At 48.0% G+C, this 22,140-nt stretch carries 18 protein-coding genes; 9 read left to right on the forward strand and 9 right to left on the reverse strand.

What is annotated here, in order from left to right:
• Positions 1 to 14: 14 nt before the first annotated feature.
• Positions 15 to 1,598, forward strand: a complete 1,584-nt coding sequence (gene treA / locus KJS94_RS17260; RefSeq protein ID WP_214449200.1) for an alpha,alpha-trehalase TreA — start codon at positions 15 to 17, stop codon at positions 1,596 to 1,598.
• Positions 1,599 to 1,613: 15 nt separating this feature from the next.
• Here treA and KJS94_RS17265 read toward each other — a convergent pair whose 3' ends face one another.
• From KJS94_RS17265 to KJS94_RS17275, 3 genes are read right to left on the reverse strand one after another with little or no spacing between them, the layout of a single operon-like run.
• The gene (locus KJS94_RS17265) at positions 1,614 to 2,492 is read right to left on the reverse strand and encodes a carbohydrate kinase family protein (protein ID WP_214449199.1); all 879 of its coding nucleotides are present in this window, start codon (positions 2,490 to 2,492) and stop codon (positions 1,614 to 1,616) included.
• Positions 2,493 to 2,498: 6 nt separating this feature from the next.
• Positions 2,499 to 3,674: an amylo-alpha-1,6-glucosidase gene (locus KJS94_RS17270; RefSeq protein ID WP_214449198.1), complete on the reverse strand. Its 1,176-nt coding sequence runs from the start codon at positions 3,672 to 3,674 to the stop codon at positions 2,499 to 2,501.
• 10 nt (positions 3,675 to 3,684) lie between these two features.
• Positions 3,685 to 5,025 carry an MFS transporter gene (locus KJS94_RS17275; RefSeq protein ID WP_214449197.1) on the reverse strand — a complete coding sequence of 447 codons (1,341 nt, stop codon included), beginning with the start codon at positions 5,023 to 5,025 and terminating at the stop codon, positions 3,685 to 3,687.
• Between the two features lie 131 nt (positions 5,026 to 5,156).
• Between KJS94_RS17275 and KJS94_RS17280 the strand changes: the two genes are divergently transcribed.
• From KJS94_RS17280 to KJS94_RS17290, 3 genes are all read left to right on the forward strand, one after another.
• On the forward strand, positions 5,157 to 5,873 hold the full coding sequence (locus KJS94_RS17280; RefSeq protein ID WP_214449196.1) for a peptidoglycan DD-metalloendopeptidase family protein: 717 nt from the start codon (positions 5,157 to 5,159) through the stop codon (positions 5,871 to 5,873).
• Between the two features lie 138 nt (positions 5,874 to 6,011).
• Complete coding sequence (locus KJS94_RS17285) at positions 6,012 to 7,229, forward strand: OmpA family protein (RefSeq protein WP_214449195.1); 1,218 nt, start codon at positions 6,012 to 6,014, stop codon at positions 7,227 to 7,229.
• Between the two features lie 313 nt (positions 7,230 to 7,542).
• Positions 7,543 to 9,267 (forward strand): alpha-L-arabinofuranosidase family protein, encoded by a 1,725-nt coding sequence (locus KJS94_RS17290; RefSeq protein ID WP_214449194.1) that lies wholly within the window; start codon positions 7,543 to 7,545, stop codon positions 9,265 to 9,267.
• 61 nt (positions 9,268 to 9,328) lie between these two features.
• Here the strand turns inward: KJS94_RS17290 and KJS94_RS17295 are convergent, their stop codons facing one another.
• Positions 9,329 to 10,354 carry an aldo/keto reductase gene (locus KJS94_RS17295; protein ID WP_214449193.1) on the reverse strand — a complete coding sequence of 342 codons (1,026 nt, stop codon included), beginning with the start codon at positions 10,352 to 10,354 and terminating at the stop codon, positions 9,329 to 9,331.
• A gap of 203 nt (positions 10,355 to 10,557) precedes the next feature.
• Positions 10,558 to 10,986: a MarR family winged helix-turn-helix transcriptional regulator gene (locus tag KJS94_RS17300; protein ID WP_214449192.1), complete on the reverse strand. Its 429-nt coding sequence runs from the start codon at positions 10,984 to 10,986 to the stop codon at positions 10,558 to 10,560.
• Between the two features lie 83 nt (positions 10,987 to 11,069).
• Between KJS94_RS17300 and KJS94_RS17305 the strand changes: the two genes are divergently transcribed.
• Together KJS94_RS17305 and ruvB are read left to right on the forward strand one after the other, a co-directional pair.
• Positions 11,070 to 11,513 (forward strand): DMT family transporter, encoded by a 444-nt coding sequence (locus KJS94_RS17305; RefSeq protein ID WP_214449191.1) that lies wholly within the window; start codon positions 11,070 to 11,072, stop codon positions 11,511 to 11,513.
• An 8-nt stretch (positions 11,514 to 11,521) separates the two neighbouring features.
• Positions 11,522 to 12,553, forward strand: a complete 1,032-nt coding sequence (ruvB, locus tag KJS94_RS17310) for a Holliday junction branch migration DNA helicase RuvB (RefSeq protein WP_214449190.1) — start codon at positions 11,522 to 11,524, stop codon at positions 12,551 to 12,553.
• Between the two features lie 51 nt (positions 12,554 to 12,604).
• Here the strand turns inward: ruvB and KJS94_RS17315 are convergent, their stop codons facing one another.
• Both KJS94_RS17315 and KJS94_RS17320 read right to left on the reverse strand, forming a co-directional pair.
• Positions 12,605 to 12,880, reverse strand: a complete 276-nt coding sequence (locus KJS94_RS17315) for a hypothetical protein (RefSeq protein ID WP_214449189.1) — start codon at positions 12,878 to 12,880, stop codon at positions 12,605 to 12,607.
• Between the two features lie 77 nt (positions 12,881 to 12,957).
• Complete coding sequence (locus KJS94_RS17320) at positions 12,958 to 13,662, reverse strand: response regulator transcription factor (protein ID WP_214449188.1); 705 nt, start codon at positions 13,660 to 13,662, stop codon at positions 12,958 to 12,960.
• A gap of 194 nt (positions 13,663 to 13,856) precedes the next feature.
• On the opposite strand from KJS94_RS17320, the gene KJS94_RS17325 reads away from it, so the two are divergent.
• The 3 genes from KJS94_RS17325 to KJS94_RS17335 all read left to right on the forward strand — a co-directional run bounded on the left by KJS94_RS17325 (position 13,857) and on the right by KJS94_RS17335 (position 18,000).
• A complete protein-coding gene (locus KJS94_RS17325) occupies positions 13,857 to 14,228 on the forward strand; it encodes a co-chaperone GroES (RefSeq protein ID WP_214449187.1) in 372 nt (123 codons plus the stop codon).
• A 115-nt stretch (positions 14,229 to 14,343) separates the two neighbouring features.
• Positions 14,344 to 15,894 (forward strand): helicase HerA-like domain-containing protein, encoded by a 1,551-nt coding sequence (locus tag KJS94_RS17330; protein ID WP_214449186.1) that lies wholly within the window; start codon positions 14,344 to 14,346, stop codon positions 15,892 to 15,894.
• 99 nt (positions 15,895 to 15,993) lie between these two features.
• Positions 15,994 to 18,000 carry an LTA synthase family protein gene (locus KJS94_RS17335; protein WP_214449185.1) on the forward strand — a complete coding sequence of 669 codons (2,007 nt, stop codon included), beginning with the start codon at positions 15,994 to 15,996 and terminating at the stop codon, positions 17,998 to 18,000.
• On the opposite strand, the gene KJS94_RS17340 is transcribed toward KJS94_RS17335, so the two are convergent.
• Together KJS94_RS17340 and KJS94_RS17345 are read right to left on the reverse strand one after the other, a co-directional pair.
• Positions 17,984 to 19,879 (reverse strand): RecQ family ATP-dependent DNA helicase, encoded by a 1,896-nt coding sequence (locus tag KJS94_RS17340; RefSeq protein WP_214449296.1) that lies wholly within the window; start codon positions 19,877 to 19,879, stop codon positions 17,984 to 17,986. The genes KJS94_RS17335 and KJS94_RS17340 overlap by 17 nt on opposite strands.
• 50 nt (positions 19,880 to 19,929) lie before the next feature.
• On the reverse strand, positions 19,930 to 22,056 hold the full coding sequence (locus tag KJS94_RS17345; RefSeq protein ID WP_214449184.1) for a heavy metal translocating P-type ATPase: 2,127 nt from the start codon (positions 22,054 to 22,056) through the stop codon (positions 19,930 to 19,932).
• Positions 22,057 to 22,140 lie beyond the last annotated feature (84 nt).

A 22,140-nucleotide genomic window follows, 5' to 3' on the forward strand; every position in this document is an offset into this window, starting at 1 on the left:
TAGAAAGGGAAATTATGCGTAAAGTCTTGTTGATTGGAGCTTTGGTCTTTTCTTCCTGGTCAGTAATTGCCCAGGTGGGTACCCCTGACCAGGTCTATGGTGAACTCTTCCGTGATGTACAGGAAGCAAGGATATTCCCGGATGGTAAGACCTTTGTGGATTGTATTCCCAAAAGGGATCCGTCAGAGATCGTGAAGGATTACCTGGCCGCAAAAAAGAACCCGGCGCTAAGGTTCTCACTGGAACTTTTTGTTAAAGAGAATTTCGACCTTCCGGTGAATCCGGCAGAGCAATACAAGACAGACGAAGCAGAGGATATTACCACCCATATCAATAAACTCTGGAAGGTTTTGAGAAGGGAAGCCGACCTGCCTGTGAAAGGTTCTTCCCTGCTTCCTTTACCCAATGCTTACATCGTCCCGGGAGGAAGGTTCAGGGAGATCTATTATTGGGATTCCTATTTCACCATGTTAGGGTTGAAGGAAAGTGGTGAACATGAGATCCTGGAAAGTATGGTCAGGAATTTCGCTTACCTGATCGATACCTACGGCCATATACCCAATGGCAACCGCAGCTATTATATAAGCCGCTCTCAACCGCCTTTTTTTGCCATGATGGTGGAATTGTTGGCATCCATCAAAGGGGATGGTGCCTACAAAGAGTTTTTGCCGGCCCTGGAAAAAGAGTATGCCTACTGGATGGACGGCGAAACAGTTGTTAAGCCTGGTGCGGCTATTAAAGCGGTGGTGAAATTGAAGGATGGTACCATCCTGAACCGTTATTGGGATGAGAGCCGCGAACCCAGGCAGGAGAGTTACCGCGAAGATGTTGAAACAGCCAGGCTGTCAAAGCGGAACAAGGTTGAAATGTACCAGCATCTTCGTGCGGGGGCAGCGAGTGGATGGGATTTCAGCAGCAGGTGGTTTGCTGACAGGAAGAATATAACCAGTATCCAAACGACCTATTATATTCCTGTTGACCTGAACAGCCTTTTGTATAAACTGGAAATGGTACTATCCACTGCTTACCTGGTGGGAGGTAATGCATCAAAGGCCCAGCAATTGGAGGCCAGGGCGGAAAAAAGAAGGGTGGCGGTAGATAAATATTGCTGGAACAAATCATTGAAATTCTATACTGACGTGGATTACAGGACAGGAAAGTCAACAGGGATGGTTACACCGGCAGGATTGTTTCCTTATTGCTTTTTTCCCCAGCGCCAGGGCTTCCTTAGTATGCTGGCCAATCAATCGGCTGTAGTTGTTAAGGATAAGCTGTTGAAGCCCGGTGGCATTGTGACCTCTGAGCAGCAATCAGGCCAGCAATGGGACGCTCCCAATGGATGGGCTCCATTGCAGTGGATGGCTGTTGTGGCACTTGACCGATGCGGGCAAAGGGGAATGGCCAGGGATATATGCACCCGCTGGATGAAATTGAATGAAAAGGTGTACAAGGAGACCGGGAAGTTGATGGAGAAGTATAATGTGATGAATATTGACCTTCCGGCCGGTGGTGGCGAGTATGCCGCACAGGACGGTTTTGGCTGGACCAATGGAGTTTACCTGGCCATGCAGGCCTGGATGAAGAAAACAGCTAATTGACAGATTTGTCAACGATCATAGTTTGCCCTGGAGACGCAATGCAGCCGTAGCCAGGGCATTTTTAATGCATTCCTGAACCGGTTGCCTTTGCATCCATGCATGGATAAAGCCTGCCCAGAAAGAATCCCCGGCACCGGTACTGTCTACCACCTGCACAGGTTCGGCCGGGGCATGTTTCCAGTCGTCCTGCATTGTCTTGAACCAGACCCCGTTACTGCCACAGGTAAGACAGGTCACCGTTGTATTGTAGCTTCCCAGGAATTCCCTGGCCTCATGTTCTGAAAGTGGCTTGCCGGTAAATCGTTCAACATCATCCATGCTGCATTTCAATAGTGGTTGCATGGAGAGCAAGGCAGTAAAGATATCTTCAGCATCATTGTTCTTTCCCCAGATCTTTTCCGCATAATTGAAATCAATGCTGACCTGCTTCCCGGTTGCCTTAGCCTGTTGTAAAGCATGCATAATGGAATGCCTGGCCGGTTCCTTGCTCAATGCGAATGCGGTAGTATGGATAATTGAACATTCTTCAACCAGGGAATGCCTGATGGCATGTATCTCTTTGTCTGCGCCGCGGTATGCGATAAAATCGGGTGTGCCTTTGCTCTTGCCCACCAGGATGATGGTGGTGGCATGGTCTTCCAGCAGCTGGATGTCAGAAGTGTCAATGCCTTTCTCATCCATATCCCGGAGGATTATGGAACCCATGCCATCCTTACCAACAGCGGCTACCAGTTTAGAATTTGTTCCCAGTTGATTCAGGAAACGGCAGAAATTTGCCGGACTACCACCTGGTTTCAAGTCCAATGCCCTGGCCTGTGACAGGTCATCAACAAATTGGGTTGATACTGCGTCGATCAATGCTTCGCCAATGGCAAGTACATAAGCGGGTTGCATAATTAATTATTGGGTGAAGAATCTTTTTCCTTTAAGATAGTTCTTGGCGATCACGAAACCCGCGGCACTCCAGGTGCAATAAGGTACACCAATCGGTTCCCGGGTTTCGCCATGCAGGCATTCATTGAACTCATAATTGTTCTTGCGGTTGGCCACTGCAATAGCTTCTGTTATAGCGCCGGCTATTCTTTGGTGGCCATGTGCCTCCAGTGCCGCAACCATCCATCCATTCCAAACCGGCCACAGGCCACCGTTATGGAATTCATTGGGTTTATTACGGAAACTATAGGCATAGTTATTCCTGAGTTCTGCCATATCAGGATCATTCCAGTCAATGGTTGGAAAGAATGACGGTAGTATGTCCTGTTGTTTGCCAAAAAAACTTTCAATTAATTCCAGCAGTGTCGCATTCTGCTGGTGGTCACCAATGCCCAGCAACAGGGCAATTGCATTGGCCTGCAGGTCGAACTGGGAATAGATCCTTGCCGGGTTGAAACCCAGGAACCAGAAATCAAGTGGTGCCTTTTCCAACTGGTGCTTTAGGTTAGGGGCATAAAGGTTGGCTGCATCCTGGTTGTTCCAAAAGTTCGTCTGGATCACGGTAATGACCTGTCTTGCTTTTTCCAGCCAGACTTCTTCGCCATATACCCTTGCTGCCAGCTGCAATGCCCATACCCTGAGTAGTTGGTTGAACAACACATATCCGTGTTGAATATATTCATCCGCCCAGTCACCGCTTTGGGGAACATACAAGAGGTGCTTGCCGTTATATTCCCAGGCATCCATAACCGAAAAACATTTTTCGACCTGTGGCCTGTATTGGTCTGCTAGCTCCTGTTCACCGGTGAACAAAGTATACTGGCAGAGGCCGATCACCGCCCAGCTGGGATTGTCTGCCCTCCCCACCGTTCCGCCATAACTTACCTTGCCATCTGGTGCAACATTGGAGGGCATGAACCCTGTTGGATGCTGGTGGTCCATGATGGTTTGGACTGTGTGCCTTGCTGTATTGACTAGTTCCGTGTCTGCCGTGAGCAATGCTGCCAAACTGATGATGGTACCGTCCCTGGTCCATACCCGCTTGTAATTGTCATGTTCCTGCACGCTGGCTACGAAACCAAATGGTGTGGAAGCTTTTCTCAGCAATTCAATTGATGCTATATAATCCTTTTCCCTTGTCATAGTTGTCATGCTAATGTCCTCCTCCTGAGGGCAGTGTAATATTGGCTGATGCCTTGGTATTTGATTTTATCCTGAGTGTGGCTATTGCGGCAAGCAGCAGCAGGATGCCAGCAAAACTGATGGCCTTATTGGGGTCGCTACCCAGGAAATTATTATAGATCCATCCAAAGGAAAGGGTTTGCAGGATCATCGGGATCACGATCATCATGTTGATGATGCCCATATAAACCCCATACCTTTCCTTAGGGATATTGCCCACCACAATGATATAGGGTACCCCCATCATACTGGCCCATGCAATACCGAAGCCGATCATGGGGGCATACAGGAGTGAGGGATTCTGGATGTGTGGGAATATGAGCAGGGCAGAAGTGGCCATCAGCAGGCAGATCACATGTACATATTTCGCATTGATCCTCCTTGTAAGCCATACTAGTCCGAAAGCTGAAAGGAAGGTGACGATATTGTAGAAGCCATTTACTTTTCCTGCTAACACCACGGCCTGTTCATAACCTTCACCAGTAGACGTAGTGTTGAAAATGGATTTGGCTATGCTGAGCGAAACAAATTGCCAGTAACAGAACATGGCATACCATTGGAAAAGGTAAACTAGCGCAAGTTGCCACATCACTTTGGGCATATCCTTGATGGCATGGATGATCTCCTGGAATGGTTCAAACAATCCGCCTTTTCTTTCCCTCAGGAGTCTTAGTTCTTCCGCTGTTGGGGGGATCTCCGGGGTCTTCAGTACAGACCAAAGTACAGATACAATAGAACAGACTGCACCTACAAAGAATGATCCATAAACCCAGTAAGGTATGCCTGCGGGTGATTTGCCGTTTAGTGCATCAACAGACTTGAAGAATCCTAGTGAGAGGTTAGCCAGCGTAATGCCAAGTCCGGTAAAGAAACTCTGGGTCAGGAAGCCCATGGGTTGTTGGCTGCTGTCAAGCTTATCAGCTATGAATGCCCTGTAAGGCTCCATGGCAGTATTGTTTGCGGCATCGAGGATCCACAAAAGTCCGGCGGCCATCCAAAGTGTCCTGCTAAATGGAAAAGCAAAAAGGCAAAGGCTGCAAAAGATGGCCCCGATCAGGAAATAGGGCTTTCTCCTTCCCCACCTGGGATGCCAGGTCTTATCGCTCAAGGCCCCGATGATAGGTTGGATGAGTAGCCCGGTCATGGGACCTGCCAGGTTAAGGATGGGCAGGTCTTCAGGCCTTGCATCCAGGAAGGTGTAAAGTGGGTTAATGGCAGTCTGCTGGAGACCAAAACTATACTGGATGCCGAAGAACCCGACATTCATGTTAATGATCTGCCAGAAGGATAACCGGGGTTTGGGAAGATTCATAAGCAATCGGTAGTTAGGTATTTAAAAATAATCATTCCGATGACCCATTGGAAAAAAGCCATACATCTTTACCAATAAAAATTCCCACAGCAAACCGTTGCGTTATATTTGAAAGGTTGAAAGCATGCATCATGAGTACAGCCAGTTTAGATTCCCTGCTGATCAAGTACCGGGAAGGTTTTCACCCGGTGGTTGATTTCGATCCGTTCAGCGACAGGTTAATGCCATTGAACCTTTCTGTTGAAGGAGGTGAACTTCCTTATGAAGAAAGCCTCGATACCGATCGTTTTGTTGCGTACATGGATAGGTTGCGAGCTCAAAAGCAGGCCAAGTACCTGATAGGAGGGTATGGGGAATTAAGGGGGATGTACGGAAGGAGTGAATTGTTTGATGGGGAAGGCGAAGCCCGCAGGCTGCACCTGGGAACAGATATCTGGGGTGAACCCGGGACTCCGGTATATGCCTTCATGGGCGGTATGGTTCACAGTTTTGCGTTCAATGACCGGCTGGGCGATTATGGGGCCACCCTTATCCTGCTGCACCAACTGGAAGGAAAGGCATTTTATTCCCTCTATGGCCATATTGCCTTGAAGGATATCCAGCACCTGAATACAGGGCAGTATGTGAACCGTGGACAGGAGATCGCCCATTTCGGCCAGCCCGTTGAAAATGGGTATTGGCCGCCGCATTTACATTTCCAGTTGATTGAAGATATCGGCCTGCATGATGGCGATTACCCGGGAGTATGCCGGAACACAGAAAAAGATTACTGGCTGGCCAATAGCCCGGACCCTGACCTGGTCCTCAACCTGAATCAGTATATAAACTCGGTTAGTCAATCCCGTTAGGTCCTTTCCTGAAAATAGTTATGCAAAAAAATAAATATATTTAAAAATAAATATATATTGTGCATCCTTAAGGTCTGAATGTAGCAAGTCTACCGTCCATTTCCTGTGGATTTATTAACTAACTAAAAAGGGACTTGTATGTCATTCAACATTCTAGATGCAGTAAAAGGATTTCTTACCCCTGACCTGGTTTCACAGGCTTCTTCCTTCCTGGGTGAATCAGATTCTTCCGTTACCAAAGCTTTGGGTGGATTGATCCCGACTGTTTTGGGTGGAATTACCCAGAAAGCCGAAAGCGGCGGAGCAGATGCAATTTTTAACCTGGCCAAGCAGGCTGCCGGAAGCGGTATCCTGGGTAACCTGGCCGGTAATTTCCTGAGTGGAGGTGGGGGCATCCCTGAAGGCGTTCCGGGTATGCTCCAGGGGATCTTTGGTTCGAAGGCCGGGGGTATTGCCAACCTTATCTCCAGTTTTGCAGGTATCAAAGGTTCTTCTGCGGCTTCGCTTTTAGGTATGGTGGCACCTTTGGCATTGGGGGTGTTGGGTAAACATTCTTCTGATAGCGGTTTAAATGCGGGTGGATTGCTGTCCTTGTTGAGTGGCCAGAAGAATAGTATCCTGAATGCCATACCATCGGGACTTAACCTTTCCGGTATCCTTGGAGACTGGGCAGGAAAAGCAACCAGTGCCGCTTCAGCCGTTCACCATGAAGTGGAACAGCAGGCCAGTTCAGGTGGAAAATGGTTATGGCCAGTTTTATTGGCGCTAGCGGGTGTTGGTTTGTTGCTATACCTGATGAAAGGTTGTGGGGGAGGTGAGCACAAGGAGGCTGTGACAACTGAAGTGCCAGCTGTTGTGGTAGATTCGCCGAAAGCAGAAGTAGTGGCCCCGGTAAAGGAATCTTTGAAAGTGAAATTGCCTAACGGGGTTGAGCTGGATGCCTACAAAGGGGGTATCGAAGACCTGCTGGTTACCTTCCTCAATGATCCCAATGCCAAACCCGGCAAGGACAATTGGTTCGACTTTAATGACCTCAATTTCAAATTCGGTACTGCCGAGATCATTCCTGAAAGCAGGAAAGAAGTGGACAACCTGGTACAGATACTGAAAGCCTATCCCAATGCCAAGATCAAGATCGGGGGTTATACCGATAAGGTAGGAGATGAGGCCGCAAATAAAAAACTTTCAGGGGAAAGGGCACAGGCTGTGAAAGCGGCGCTGGAAGCAGCGGGTGTGGGTAGCCAGATCGATGGAGCTGAAGGCTATGGTTCCGAATTCGCGAAATACCCAGCTGATGCACCTGAAGCCGATCGTATCAAGGACAGGAGGGTTTCTGTTAGTGTGCGGGCTAAATAATCTTTCGGGCAAGCGATAGATAGCGGGGCCCCTCAATTTGAGGGGCCCCTTTTTCGTATGGCCCCAACTGGTATTTTCCGGGAAAACGAGCGGTTTCTTTCCTAATGGCATCCTGTTTTCTTTTTAAAATGTTGAAAATCAATTTTTTGTGTTTTAATAAAAAGATGCAGTTACTATTGTTTCTGATAGGTTTTTTATATATTTGAAGCGTTATTCTTATATCCTATCCAGCCGGGTTCTTCTCACAAAAACCTGCTTTACCAAGCAAGCAGAACCTTGTCTAAATCGCTTATCTCAATAACAAATTACGAACATGAGAATCCGTAATCTAATTGCCGGTTGTGCGCTGGTCATTTCAATTGGAACTTTACCTTCTTGCAGTAAGAGTGATGATGGTGGTGGTGAACCGCCGGTTGATACCAGTAAGCCCCCTGTAGATCCGGAAACAACGGCTACGCAGGGATTTTTTATGGATTGGGCTTCCCGCAATTTTACTGCCCCGGCCTTTGTTGACACAACAATACCATCCTCCACTGAATTAACCATCAATGTGAACAGGTACCGGATCGAGAGCAAGATCTCCCGCAATGTCTTTGGCGATAACCTGCATTCCCTGATGTCGCAAGTGGTTGACCAACCCAACCTGATGGGGCATTTGCAGTCCATGCAGCCCAGTTTCCTCCGGTTCCCCGGCGGTAACATTGCCGACGAGTATTTCTGGAATGCTACTCCTTCCACTATTCCTTCCGATGTTCCCAAAGTTCTGGTGACCGCTGAAGGAACGCCGATCGAGCGGAACTACCTGGTAGGTAAGAATAATTTTGATTATTCCATTTCCCTTGATAACTATTACAGGGTACTGCAGCAGACCGGAGCCCAGGGTATGATCACGGTTAACTATGGCTATGCCCGTTACGGTACAGGGGCGAAACCGGTTGAGGTTGCAGCCCATTATGCTGCTGATTGGGTTCGGTACGATAATGGCCGCACCAAATATTGGGAAGTTGGCCAGGAGAACTTTGGCTATTGGGAAGCAGGTTACCGGATCGACCAAACCACCAACAAGGATGGCCAGCCTGCTATCATTACACCTGAAGTGTATGGCGCCCATTTCAAGGTATTTGCTGACTCTATGCGCAAGGCTGCGCAGGAAATTGGCAAGACCATTTTCATTGGTGCTGTGATGGTGGAAAAGCCTCGTCCCAGCATATCGCCAGCCATTGAGATCACCTGGAACGAAAAGGTGTTGAAAGCGCTGAATAACTTGCCTGATTATTACGTGATCCATAACTATTATTCCACCTTCGAAGCAAATTCACCCGCAGGATTTATCATTGAATCAGCCGGTGTTGAATCAAAGCAAATGGGAGACCATATGGTGGATATATTCAAGGCTACTGGTACTACCCCTAAGCCCATTGCTGTTAACGAGTGGAATATCGGTGCTAAGGGTTCCGGACAGCGCGAATCTGTTGTAAATGGTGCCCATGCAATACTTGCCATCAATGAATTGATCAAGAATAAATTTGCCATGACTGCCCGTTGGAGCCTGGCTGACCAGTGGGATGACCGCAACGGCTATGGTATGTTCTATTTCGGGGATGAGAATGGTGTGAAAGCACCCTGGCAGCCAAGACCTGCCTTCTATTACATGCAAATGTACAAGCGATTCCTAGGTGACCGTTTGATCAGGACTACCTATTCTAACTCCAATGTATATGCGCATGCATCATCCTTTAGCTCGGGTCACCTGGGGGTTACCATGGTGAATAAATCCGGTGCAGCCATCAACATCGAGATCAAGCCTGAATATTTTGAAGCAGGCGCCCGCTATTATTGGTACAACCTGACTCCGGGCAATGACAATGGTGATTTTTCAAGATCTGTTTTCATCAATGGCCGTGGACCAGCTCCGGGTAGTGTAGGTGGACCAACCAATTACACTTCTATTCCGGCTTATAGTGCAGCTGCAAGTGGCGGTATTAAAGTCACCTTGCCGGCACGCGGAACGGTGTTAATGGTGATCGAACCTAAATAAAGTTTTCAAGACATGGTATAAAAAAGCGGGATCAATTGGTCCCGCTTTTTTTATGGTCTATTTATGGTTGCCTGTGTTCTATTTTATCATAAAACCCTCCATACACTACTGATTTTACTCCTTCTTCCTTGAAGAAATCGCCGGGGAATCCCAGTTCAATGTCACTTACGGCATCCAATTGCGCAATCTGCTCTGGGCTGAGTTCAAAATAGATCGCTTTAAGGTTCTCTTCGAGTTGCGAAAGTTTTGTTGCCCCTACGATGGGTATGGAGGAAAATCCGCGCTGCATGGTCCATTTCAATGCAACATGTGATTCCGGAACACCAGTTTGCTCCGAGATCTCCATCACTTTCCGGGTAATGCCAACGCTTCTTTCATTCAATCGCTTGCTTCCATCAGGGATCCTCCCCCTGTCACCCTTCAGGTATTTGCCGGTTAGCGCGCCTCCAGCCAGGGGTGCCCAGGGTGTAACGGTCATGCCATAGTGTTTGGCCATTGGGATCAATTCCCTTTCCGGGGTTCGCTGCAAAAGGCTGTACTCCACCTGCAGGGCCACAAACTGGCTCCATCCCATCAGTTCTGCAAGGGTATTGCCGCGACTAATGATCCAGGCCGGTGTATCGCTGATGGCAATATAGTTGACCTTTCCCTGCCTTACCAGGTCATCCAATCCGCGCATCACTTCATCTATCGTGGTAAGGTTATCCCAGATATGCAGGTAAAGGAGGTCGATATAGTCCGTATTCAATCGCTTCAGGCTTTGCTCCACACTGCGCATCATATTCTTACGGTTATTGCCGGAAGCATTCGGGTTGGTAAGGTTGTCGAACAGGCTATACTTGGTAGCAACTACAAAGTAATCCCTGTCATGGGCGGTCATGAACTCCCCAATGATCTTTTCACTGGTTCCTTCGGTATAACGGTTAGCCGTATCCAGGAAATTTCCTCCCGCCGCAGCATAGGCTTCAAGAATCTTGAATGAGGTCTCCTTGTCCGCACCCCATTTCCACTCCTGCCCAAAGCCCATGGTGCCAAGGGAGAGTTCCGAAACCTTGAGTCCTGATTTTCCTAAAAGTTTATATCGCATATCATTGAATTGTTTGTTTTAAACAATAAAGAGAAGAACTGGTTGACCAAATGTTCTGCATTGTTGACCTTGCACTGTTGGCGACAAATCATCGTTCAGTTTTTTCGATCATAAGGAAGACCTTCAGCCCATGCTATCCATAGCATTACCTCTTACAGAAGTAAGTCCCGGGTGCTGATCCTAGAATGGAAAGGTTTTGTCCCTCAGGGATTAAGTTTATCAGTGATGCGGTTAATGTTTTGAACCAACCGGGCGCTTTCTTCTGCCCCAAGGATGGAAGCATAAGTGTGATGGAAATGTTCAGCGCATTCCTTCAGCGCCGACCGAATGTCCTTTCCAGCACTGGTAGGGAAAACATTGGTAATTTTCCCTTCAGTCGTCCTGACCACGAGTTTTCTTTCTTCCAGTTTTTCGATCAGGCGGGTGACCGTGCTTGGGCTTAATTGCAGTTCGTCGGCAAGGGTACCCGGCTGGATACCGGGTTCCTCAATTACCAGCATCAGGAGGTAACCGTGGCTAGGGGAAAGTCCAACCTTCTTCCAGCTTTCCAGTGCCAGCTTCTCCATCTTCCTGGCAAGGGCGCTGCTGGCGAAATACATGCACTGGCAATATTTACTTTCTGAAGTCTTCACGTTAACAAAGATATGCCAAATATATTTGTATATGCAAACAAATTTGCTGCCTTTAGCCCCTAGTTTTGCTAAAATTTTGTAGGATGAAATGGACGATGGCTTTGGCTACTTTGGTTGTGGGGGCTTTGATTCCCATCCAGGCTTTGTTGAATTCCAAGATGGGCAAACTGACAGGCGGACCGGTAATGGGGGCCCTGGTATCGTTCACAGTTGGCTTGGTATGCCTTCTTTCACTGGTAATGGTTAGTCAGCCCTATACCTTCAGGCAGTTGGGAAATATTGGGCAGGCGCCCTGGTATGCCTGGCTGGGCGGTGTGATCGGGGCGATCTTCGTTGGGTATATAACCTGGGCTAACCAGAAACTTGGAGTAGGGTTCACTTTTGCTTTGGTGGTTACTGGACAACTGGTTGCTTCACTTGTATTGGACCATTATGGATGGCTGGGGGCCCCATTGCGGCAGATAACGCTGGAAAAGATTATTGGTGTAATATTGATCATTGCCGGAGTGGTATTGGTGAAGAAATAAAGTCATTCATGTTGAATCAAAACTTGCATCCAGATAAGGAATCGATGGGCTCCAATGAGAAGGAGTTCGAGAATAGCCTTCGCCCGAAGGAGATCAGTGATTTCTCTGGTCAGCCACAGATCATCGAGAACCTTAAGATATTTATCAAGGCGGCTAAGATCAGGGGCGAAGCCCTTGACCATGTGCTGTTTCACGGTCCCCCGGGTTTGGGAAAGACCACCTTGTCAAGGATCGTTGCCAACGAGATGGGCGTGAATATCAGGGAGACATCGGGGCCTGTGATCGAAAAGCCCGGTGACCTTGCCGGATTGCTGACCAACCTCGAACCCAATGATGTCCTCTTCATTGACGAGATCCATCGCCTGAGTACTGTAGTGGAAGAATACCTTTATGCTGCCATGGAGGATTTCAGGATCGATATCATGATCGATAGCGGGCCAAATGCAAGGAGCATACAGATCAACCTCAATCCCTTTACCCTGATCGGTGCCACTACCAGGAGCGGCTTGCTTACGGCGCCATTGCTGTCGCGATTCGCCATTAAGTCGAGGCTGGAGTATTACCAGTCTGGAACCTTGCAGAAGATCATTGAAAGGTCAGCTGGTCTCCTGAATGCGCCGATCACTACCGATGCTGCCGGTGAAATTGCCAGGCGAAGCAGGGGTACTCCCCGTATTGCCAATGGCTTGTTGCGAAGGGTACGTGATTTTGCCATGGTCCTGAACGATAGCCAGATTGACTTGGGCATCACCCAGCACGCACTTAAGGCGCTGAATGTAGATGAGCATGGACTGGATGAAATGGATAACCGCATTCTTGCTACGATCATTGATAAATTCAAGGGTGGTCCGGTAGGGATCACCACCATTGCCACTGCTGTTGGGGAAGAAGCGGGTACCCTTGAAGAAGTATATGAGCCATTCCTGATCCAGGAGGGATTTATTCAACGCACCCCAAGGGGAAGGGAAGTGACAGCGAAAGCTTATGAACACCTGGGTAAAAAACCAGCCGGCAAGGGGGGAGAAAACCTTTTGTTTTGAGGATAGAAAAAAGCGGGCAACAAAGCCCGCTTTTTTTATGCATTCATCAAATCAAATCCTTCTCAGCCAAACCAGGTCCCTGATCACCCATAGCAGGTTCATCCGGTGCTGCAGGACCTTCCTGAACCGGTTAAGCAACAAGACGGCTATCAACAGGAGCGGAAAACCAATGAAAAGGATTCCGCCTATTCCTCCATAGATCAGGACGCTGCTTGTCGGGAGGGAGAGGTCGAAAGCCCAGTTGACCAATGCGGTGAACAACATGCCAGTGACCATGGTCCAAAAACTTACAAAAAGGATGGCCAGGTTACGGAAAATCTTCAACATATGTACTTCAGGTTTCATTAATTAAAAAAGCCAATGTTGGAATAACATTGGCTTTGGCAAAAGACAGACGATTATTTTCAGGCATTGGTTGGCACCACCAGGCGGAAACCATTGCCATGGATATTGACGATCTCGATGGAGCTGTCTTCCTTCAAGTATTTCCTCAGTTTGGCAATGTACACATCCATGCTCCTGCCATTGAAATAGGTGTCGCTGCCCCAGATCTTTTTCAGGGCCTGCTCGCGGGGAAGGAGGTCATTCATGTGCTCGCAAAGCATTTTAAGCAACTCGTTTTCCTTGGGTGACAGGGTTTGGGTCTGGCCTCCATGGCTGAGTTCGCGCAACTTTGGGTTGAAGTGGAAGGAACCAAGGTCAAACTCCTTGTTCTCTACTTCCTTGTTCAATTCCTCATTGCGCTTGAGGATAGCTTTGATCTTCATCAACAGCACCTCACTGTCAAAAGGCTTGGTGATATAGTCATCTGCGCCCAGTTTATAACCCTGGATAATATCTTCCTTCATGGTCTTGGCACTCAGGAAGAACAGGGGAATATCCGGATCTATATCACGGATCTCTTCTGCCAGGGTAAAGCCGTCCATATTGGGCATCATTACGTCCAGCAGGCAGAGATCGAACTTTTCGCGTTGGAATGCGGCAAGGCCCAAACGGCCATCCCTTTCGAGAACCACATCAAAATCGTTCAGCTCAAGATAATTCTTCAATACCAGTCCAAGATTCTGATCGTCTTCGCACAACAGTATTTTAGCTTTCTTTTCATCCATAGCTTGAGTATTTATTAGGATAAAATAAAATTAAATCATTTCAGCAGCCCCGCCAACGGTGACTAATATTTTGTTAAAGCGGCCTGGGCGGTCCGGATGGGCAGTAAGCCGGACCGGGGAAAGGACAGGAATAAGGCCTGTTAACTCTAGAAAAGGATCAGGTAATTAAATTTGCACCTTCAACCTATTGAATTATGCATATCACACCCGATAACAGACTGAAGAAGCTGATCGTAATTGGCGACAGGGTTTTGATCCGCCCCTCCAGGCCCAATGAAAAGACTGAAAGTGGTTTGTACCTTCCTCCCGGGGTCCAGGAAAGGGAGAAAGTACAGCAGGGATATGTTATAAGGACCGGTCCCGGTTATGCCATTCCCACCCCGCCAGAGGATGAAAGCTGGAAGCAGCCCGAAGAACAGGTGAAATATATTCCCTTACAGGCAAAAGAAGGGGACCTCGCTATTTTCCTGCTGAGTGGCGCAACTGAAGTGATGTATGAAGGGGAGAAATATTTTATCGTCCCGCAAAGCGCGATCCTGATGCTGGAGCGTGAGGAAGAACTCTAAACATCCAAAAAGATTGGGAGGGCTGTCATCTTTATGAAGACAGCCTTTTTTATTTTCAGGTGAGGAGGGGAATGAATTTTGAAATGCAATAACTTTCACAGGTAAACTTGATACTATGGCTGATCAGCAAAAATTCCTGGACACTATAAAGACCGGTTATTCTTTTAAAGGTGATTCCGCAAAAATTGGCGTGGCCATACTGGATGGCCAGCCGGTTGCAGGAGCAGATATCCTGTTGCCTCTAAAGACCATGAACAGGCATGGACTTATTGCCGGTGCTACCGGTACGGGTAAGACCAAGACCCTCCAGGTTTTGGCGGAAGTGCTTAGCGATAACAGTGTTCCTGTGCTGCTCATGGATATCAAGGGTGACCTGAGTGGAATTGCAGCGGCAGGGTCAGCAAATGATAAGATCAATGAAAGGTACCAGCATTTAGGCATGAGCTACCAACCCGCTGCCTATCCGGTGGAATTGCTTTCCCTGAGCGACCAGCCCGGGGTTCGGTTGAGGGCTACAGTTAGTGAGTTTGGGCCCGTGCTGTTAAGCAAGATACTCGGGTTGAATGATACCCAGGCCGGGATTGTTGCCATGATATTCAAATGGTGCGATGATAGCCAATTGCCCCTGGTCGACCTGAAGGACTTTACCAAGGTATTACAATATGTAAGCAATGAGGGTAAGGCTGAACTGGAAAAAGATTATGGTAAGATCAGTACCTCCTCAACTGGTACCATCCTGCGAAAGGTGATCGAGTTGCAGCAGCAGGGAGCGGATGTGTTCTTTGGGGAAAAGAGCTTTGAGGTGGATGACCTGATGCGGATCAGTGATGATGGCCGGGGTGTTATTTCAGTGTTAAGGGTAACAGATCTTCAGGATAGGCCTAAACTTTTCTCCACCTTTATGTTGCAGTTGCTCGCTGAGTTGTATGCCTCTTGTCCGGAGGAGGGCGATATGGATAAACCCAAGCTGGTCTTGTTCATTGATGAAGCCCACCTCATTTTCCAGGAAGCCAGCGAAGCCTTGCTGCAACAGATCGAGACCATCATCAAATTGATCAGGTCAAAAGGCGTGGGCATATTCTTCTGTACGCAGAACCCTATGGATGTTCCGGCTGCTGTCCTTGGCCAGCTGGGACTTAAGGTGCAGCATGCATTACGCGCTTTTACTGCGGCAGACAGGAAAGTGATCAAGCAGACAGCGGAGAACTACCCTGAAACAGAGTTCTACGATACAGATGCCTTGTTGACCGGTTTGGGAATCGGTGAGGCACTGGTTACCATGCTGAATGAAAAGGGTATCCCTACCCCATTGGTGCACACTTTGCTGGTAGCGCCAAGGAGCCGGATGGATATCCTTTCCGATGAGGAGATCAATGCGCTGGTATCGAATAGCAAGCTGGTCAAGAAATACAACCAGGTAGTGGATAGCGAAAGTGCGTATGAAATGTTGACTGCCAAATTACAGGAAGCAGCAGGCGTGAAAGAGGCTGAAGAGGGGAAGAAAACAAGCCGCAGCCAAAAGGAAGAAAAGTCAATTCTTGAGGAAATGTTAGATAGTTCCGCGGCCAGGCAGGTAGGCAGGACTGCTGCCAATGTCATCACGCGAAGCCTGCTGGGCGCACTGGGATTAGGTGGCCGCAGCAGCAAGAAGCGGAGCCTGTGGTAATTGGGGAAGAACACTGTGACAGGTGTCACCAAAAACCGGTAGCGAGCTTCCTAACTTGGCCAATAATATTCCTCAATTTCAAATAATGGAATAGATCATATGGACAAAACAGGAAGTCTTCTTGAAAGGTATCGCATTTGGTGGCTCGTACTACTGGTGTTTGTGGCGGTCAGTGCCATCAGCAGGACAGCATTGCTGGTTTCTGGATGGCCGGAGGTTTCCCTCCGTCCCCTGCAATTGTTGGGGGTTTATGGTATAGGGTTGTTCTATGACCTTATTGCCGGCTGGTATTTTGCCCTGCCGGTTTTTTTATTGGTTTGGTTATTACCAGTCAGGTTTCAACGTAGCAAGTTTGGCCTTGTGTTAATGAAGTCTGTATTGCTTCTCTCCATTTTATTGCTGGTGCTCAACGCGTTTGCCGAGTGGTTCTTTTGGCAGGAATTCAATGTCCGGTATAATTTTATCGCGGTTGATTATCTTATCTACACAAATGAGGTCTTAGGTAATATCTGGCAGTCCTATAATATCCCATTGGTAATAGCAGGCGTCCTACTCCTGACTTTCCTGGTTTGGTTTTTTGTCAGGAAGCGGGTGGTTGCGCCTTCAGGGAAAGTAGGCCCCGTGACCCATATCTCTGTATTGTTAATGGTAGTGACCATTGGGCTTGGTGATTTTGTATGGGTAGATGAAGGGCTTCGTAATTTCTCTGATAACAAACTGAACAATGAACTGGCGGGTAATGGGATGTTCCAGTTTGGAAGCGCTTTTCGTAAGAATGAAATGTCTTACGAGGATTTCTACCCAACTGAAGATACTTCAAAGGTTTTCACAACCCTCCATCAATTGCTTCAAACACCAGGGGCGAGGTTTGTTAGTAATGAACCACAGGAATTAGGAAGGTCGATTGAGCCGGCTGGTGCTGGAAGGAAATATAATGTTGTCCTTATCAGCATTGAAAGTTTGAGTGCTGAATACCTGGACTATTTCAAGGAATACCATAATAGGATATATCCCGATTACCTCATAGATGAGTTGGGTTATGCACCAAAACTTACCCCCAACCTGGATTCCCTGATCAATGAAAGCCTTTTCTTTACCCAGCTTTATGCTTCCGGAACGAGGACTGTAAGGGGGCTGGAAGCATTAAGTACAGCCCTTCCCCCAACCCCGGGGCAATCTATCGTCAAGCGGTTGCCGACCCGCTCGGGATTGTTCACTTTGGGGTCGGTATTAAAGCAGAATGGTTATGATACCAAGTATGTATATGGTGGAAACAGCTTCTTCGATAATATGGGGGATTATTTCGGCAAGAATGGTTATGCAGTAATTGATGAAGATGCAATTCCTGAAGATTCGATCCATCATAAAACAGTATGGGGGGTATGCGATGAAGACCTATATGCTTTAGCGGAAAAGGAAATGGCGATAAGTTATGCTTCAGGTAAGCCTTTTTTCCAGCATATCATGACCGTTTCCCATCACCGGCCTTATACCTACCCGGAAGGTAAGGTGACGGTGCCACCGAAATTTCAAAGGCGGGAGGGGGCATTACAATATACTGATTATGCAATCGGAAAATTCCTGCAGGCCATGCGCGGGAAGCCATGGTTCAATTCTACCATCTTCGTGATCGTAGCTGACCATTGTGCTGATAGCGGAGGCAGGACTGATATGCCCCTTAATAAATACCATATTCCTTGTTGGATCTATGCGCCAGGCATTGTTAAGCCTGGAAAATTTGAACGCCTGACAAGCCAGATCGACCTTGATCCTACCATCATGGGATTACTGAACCTTCCATATACTTCCAGGTTCTTTGGTTATGATGTATTCAAATTGGAACCGGGCAGGGAAAGACTGTTGCTGGTGAATTACCAGGATGTGGCTTATGTGAAGAATGATAAAATGGTTGTGTTGTCTCCCCGGAAGCAGGTGCGGATGTTCCGGCCAGACTATAGAACTGGTGCGGTTGTTCCTATTCCCAAGGATCCAAAAATGATCGAAGAGGCAATTGCTTATTTTGAGGGGGCATCCTATTTATTCAGCCATAACCTGTTTACAGCCAGCGTTCCCAGGCCACAAAGCGTTACTATCGCTTCGAAATAAGTCCATTTGGGTCAATGGAGATCTTTTGCTCTGCCCTTAGGTATTCGATCACGGACCATAATTGGTCTTTGGTCACCAGGTTATCGAAAAGTTTTTCCATTTCCGGAAGGTGAAAAGCTCCCTGGCTTACTTTAGCAAGGATTTCTTTTTGTAGGTCAAGTGTATTATGCTGTCGTTTTTTATTTTCAATGCAGTTGTCGCAGATGCCGCAGGCTTTCATATCGTTGTCCCCGAAGTAATGTCCAATATAACTGCTTCGGCAACTGTTGGTGTTGATATACTTCAGGAAATGACTGATTCGTTCTGATTCTTTTTTCTTCCTTAGCTGTACTTTCTGCTGGTCGATCCTTACATATTCCGCTTTTACCCTTGGGGTGAGCAAGGTAAGTTGAGGGCACTCTTTTTGAGGCTGGTACTTGATCACCCCATAATGGTGAAGGAAAAGGAGTCCTTCCCTTACTTTTTCCTTGTCCCAACGCAGCTGTTGGGCAAGATGCAGTTCTGAAATGGTTACCGGTACGTTGAAGATGCCTTCATAGTTCCTGAGCAAGGTCTTGCTGAGTTCATCCCATTCCGGGTGCTGCTGTTCCAGTATCTCCAGCCATGAACGGTCGCAAACGAATTTGGCCTTGGGCGGGTGAAACATGGCTTCGTTCATCAGGATATACCCTTCTGCCTGCAGCAATTGGATAGCCGCAATGGTAGGTGTCCTGTCCAGCTGGAAATTCTTGCAAAAAGTCTCCAGTTCAAAATCATAGGTGATGCCTTCACCGCCTCCTGTTGGTATTTGGTGGTAGTTGGCGATCGCCTGGTATACTGCCTGTATTAGCGGGAGAGGCGGGTATTTTTTTTCAAGCTGGATTTCCAGTTGGTCCAATTCCGTCTTTTGGTAAAGGAGGATCGCATAGGCTTTGTTCCTGTCCCGGCCGGCCCTTCCCGCTTCCTGGTAATAATGTTCCAGGCAATCCGGTGCATCATAGTGGATGACTGTGCGTACATCAGGCTTGTCAATGCCCATGCCGAAAGCGTTCGTACTTACCATTACCCGGACCTGGTTGCCCATCCAAAGTTGCTGGCGTTCGTTACGGTCTTCCTGGTCAAGACCAGCATGGTAATAGGTGGCTGATATGCCTGCTGATTGTAATTGACGGGCTACTTCAACGGTTCTTTTCCTGCTCTTGCAATACACTACACTGCAACCAGGTACGCCTTGCAGGATCTCCAGCATTTTGCCGGGTTTGTTACCGGTTTCAAAGCAGCTGTAGGAGAGGGCTTCCCTTGCAAAGGAACCTTTTATGGTAACTGCATTGGTCAAACGAAGTTGTTGGATGATATCCTGCTGCACTTCCGGTGTGGCTGATGCAGTGAGCGCTAATACCGGAACACCGGGCAGGTCTTCCCTCGTTTCAGCTATCCTTAGGTAGCTGGGACGGAAGTCATATCCCCATTGCGACACACAATGGGCTTCATCTACTGCTATCAGGGAAATGGATAGCGACGGCAGGTAGTCCTTGAAAAGCCTTGTTTGCAATCGTTCCGGCGATACGTACAAGAGCTTACAGTTGCTGTCGGTCGCAAGTTCAAGGGTCCTGGCCACCTCCTTGAAGCTCATGCCTGTATGAATGGCAAAAGCAGTGATGCCTTTTTTCCGCAACTGCTGGACCTGGTCCTTCATTAGTGCTATAAGCGGGCTGATCACCAGGCACAGGCCTTCTGAAGCAAGAGCCGGTACCTGGTAGCAAATGGATTTGCCACTTCCGGTAGGAAGCAGTGCTAAGGTATCTTTCTGGTCAATTGCTGATGTAATGATCTCTTCCTGCAAGGGACGGAAAGCCTCATAGCCCCAGTATTGCTTTAATATGGAATGTATGGCCGACAGGCTGTTGGACTTTGGTCAGGTTTAAAGTTTGGCAAAATATCCTTTTCTTCTCAAATAACTTTTTTTACAAAAAGCCTGACTGAGTTAATGGCCAGTACCACATCACTAAGTCCCATTACCAGGGCACCGAAGGCCGGTGTGAGCAGGCCAACAGCCGCTACTGGTATGGCAACTATGTTGTAGGCGAATGCCCAGAACAGGTTTTGTTTAATGGTGAGGAGGGTATGCCTACCAAGGCCTAGTGCCAGGGGCAGGTTTTTCAGGCCATGGTTCATCAGCACTACGTCTGCAGTCTGGAGGGCTACCTGTGACGCCTCACTGATCGAAATGCCAATGGATGCTTTTGCCAATGCAGGCGCATCATTGATGCCATCGCCAACCATTGCGGTAGGGGCTGTCTGGTTGAGCTGTTCCAGGATGCCAAGCTTTTGTTCTGGGCTCTTCTCGTACATGATCTCATCCATTCCAAGGGTATTGCCCAATTGCAGGCATTTGTCCTTGCGGTCACCACTCAGGAGGATGGTTTTCACTTTCTTTTTCCTGAGGTAGTCGATCACTTCGCCAGCTTCTGGCCTGACCTCATCAACTACATTGATCCAGCCGATCAACTGGCCATTGCGGGTAATATAAACATTGTGACTGGAGTCTGTTGTCAACCTGCTGGCGATTTCATAAGAGCCTGCCCAGTATTCATCCCCTTCCCTGGTGAGGGCGCGCATCCCCCTTCCTTTCACCTCTTCTATTTTTGCCCAGCGGATGGGTTGGTTGGTCTTCCATTCATTGGCAATGCACTTTGCGATAGGGTGGTTGGAGAACTTCTCCATTGAGAATACCAGTTGTTTGAATTCAGCTTCATCAACCTTTTCAAAATGGTATCCATCTACCACGAAATTACCTGTTGTAAGCGTGCCGGTCTTATCGAACACCACCTGTTGGATGGTCTTGAAGGCTTCCAGTGATTTGGCATTGCGAAACAATACGCCATTTCTTGCTGCACGCCCAAGACCCACTGCGATCGCGGCGGGTGTGGCCAATCCCATGGCACAAGGACAGGCGATCACCAATACGGCAATACTCCTCATGAGTGAAGGGGTGAACTCGCCCAGGATAAAATAGTTGATGGCGAAGGTTGCCAGTGCAATCACCAATACTGCTGGCACAAAGACCGCACTGATCTTATCGGCCATGAGTTGCACGGGAGGTTTGTCGCCCTGTGCTTTTTTGACCAGGTTGATAATATTGGCCAGGACTGATTGATTGGCTTCCGCAACCACCAATGCTTTAACCGTTCCTTCAACCACCAGGCTGCCTCCGATAATGATATCCTTAGGTTTCTTCTCCAGGGGCAAGCTTTCTCCCGTAACAATGGCTTCACTTACACTGGCCTCACCCCATAGGATCTTGCAATCGGCAGGCACCTGCTCCCCTGTTTTGATCAGGATAAGATCGCCATGTTTCAGGTGAATGTTCTCAATGGGAAAAATTACTTCATGGTGCTGGTCGTCAAATGCGATCATATTGGCCATCACTTTTTGGCTTTTGGCCAATTTGTTCAGGGCCGACTGGGTGGATCCTACTGATACATCTTCCAGGTAGTAGCCGAGGAATACAAGGGTGAAAATAGTAGCGCTGGTCTCATAGAACAGGTATTGTTCACCCTGTCCCATCAGGGTGCCGATAAGGCTGTATAGGAAAGCTGCTGACCCGCCAAGGGCGATCAATACATTCATGTTGGGAACGCCTGATTGAAGGCTTTTCCATGCGCTTCTCCCAAAGAAGGACATGCCGATCAGGAATACAGGAATACAAAGGGCCAGCTGCACCCAGGGGTTCATCAGCCAGTGGATATGCAGGCCCGGGATCATGTGCAGCATCAGCACCAGGGTGAAGGGGAGACAGAGCAGGAGGTAGCGCAGGTATTTGTTCATGGGTTGGGATCCTGCTCCCTGCGTATGGGCTGTGTTTTCAGGTGACTGCACCTTGTAACCCAATGAGGCGATCCCTTTGGCTAACTTCTCTTTATTGGATTCGGCTGCTTCAATGATTTCGAATTGTACGTCGCCATCAATCGGGTTCACCTTCACGTTCTGCATGCCCTCCTTTTCCAGGTATTTTGAAATGCTCAACGCACAGTTTGAACAGGTCATCCCTTCTACTTTCCAGTTTACCGTTTCCATATGCCTTCCTCCTTTACAGCTTGATCAATTTGCATATACAAATTTAAAGAAGGCGGGTTGTTTTGTCCTGAAGTCCTTATAGCT

It is taken from the genome of Flavihumibacter rivuli, from assembly GCF_018595685.2.
Lineage (GTDB): Bacteria > Bacteroidota > Bacteroidia > Chitinophagales > Chitinophagaceae > Flavihumibacter > Flavihumibacter rivuli.

Coding starts and splice junctions, on each gene's coding strand:
- treA (WP_214449200.1), top strand. CDS start 15: ATGCGTAAAGTCTTGTTGATTGGAGCTTTGGTCTTTTCTTCCTGGTCA.
- KJS94_RS17265 (WP_214449199.1), bottom strand. CDS start 2,492: ATGCAACCCGCTTATGTACTTGCCATTGGCGAAGCATTGATCGACGCA.
- KJS94_RS17270 (WP_214449198.1), bottom strand. CDS start 3,674: ATGACAAGGGAAAAGGATTATATAGCATCAATTGAATTGCTGAGAAAA.
- KJS94_RS17275 (WP_214449197.1), bottom strand. CDS start 5,025: ATGAATCTTCCCAAACCCCGGTTATCCTTCTGGCAGATCATTAACATG.
- KJS94_RS17280 (WP_214449196.1), top strand. CDS start 5,157: ATGAGTACAGCCAGTTTAGATTCCCTGCTGATCAAGTACCGGGAAGGT.
- KJS94_RS17285 (WP_214449195.1), top strand. CDS start 6,012: ATGTCATTCAACATTCTAGATGCAGTAAAAGGATTTCTTACCCCTGAC.
- KJS94_RS17290 (WP_214449194.1), top strand. CDS start 7,543: ATGAGAATCCGTAATCTAATTGCCGGTTGTGCGCTGGTCATTTCAATT.
- KJS94_RS17295 (WP_214449193.1), bottom strand. CDS start 10,354: ATGCGATATAAACTTTTAGGAAAATCAGGACTCAAGGTTTCGGAACTC.
- KJS94_RS17305 (WP_214449191.1), top strand. CDS start 11,070: ATGAAATGGACGATGGCTTTGGCTACTTTGGTTGTGGGGGCTTTGATT.
- ruvB (WP_214449190.1), top strand. CDS start 11,522: ATGTTGAATCAAAACTTGCATCCAGATAAGGAATCGATGGGCTCCAAT.
- KJS94_RS17315 (WP_214449189.1), bottom strand. CDS start 12,880: ATGTTGAAGATTTTCCGTAACCTGGCCATCCTTTTTGTAAGTTTTTGG.
- KJS94_RS17320 (WP_214449188.1), bottom strand. CDS start 13,662: ATGGATGAAAAGAAAGCTAAAATACTGTTGTGCGAAGACGATCAGAAT.
- KJS94_RS17325 (WP_214449187.1), top strand. CDS start 13,857: ATGCATATCACACCCGATAACAGACTGAAGAAGCTGATCGTAATTGGC.
- KJS94_RS17330 (WP_214449186.1), top strand. CDS start 14,344: ATGGCTGATCAGCAAAAATTCCTGGACACTATAAAGACCGGTTATTCT.
- KJS94_RS17335 (WP_214449185.1), top strand. CDS start 15,994: ATGGACAAAACAGGAAGTCTTCTTGAAAGGTATCGCATTTGGTGGCTC.
- KJS94_RS17345 (WP_214449184.1), bottom strand. CDS start 22,056: ATGGAAACGGTAAACTGGAAAGTAGAAGGGATGACCTGTTCAAACTGT.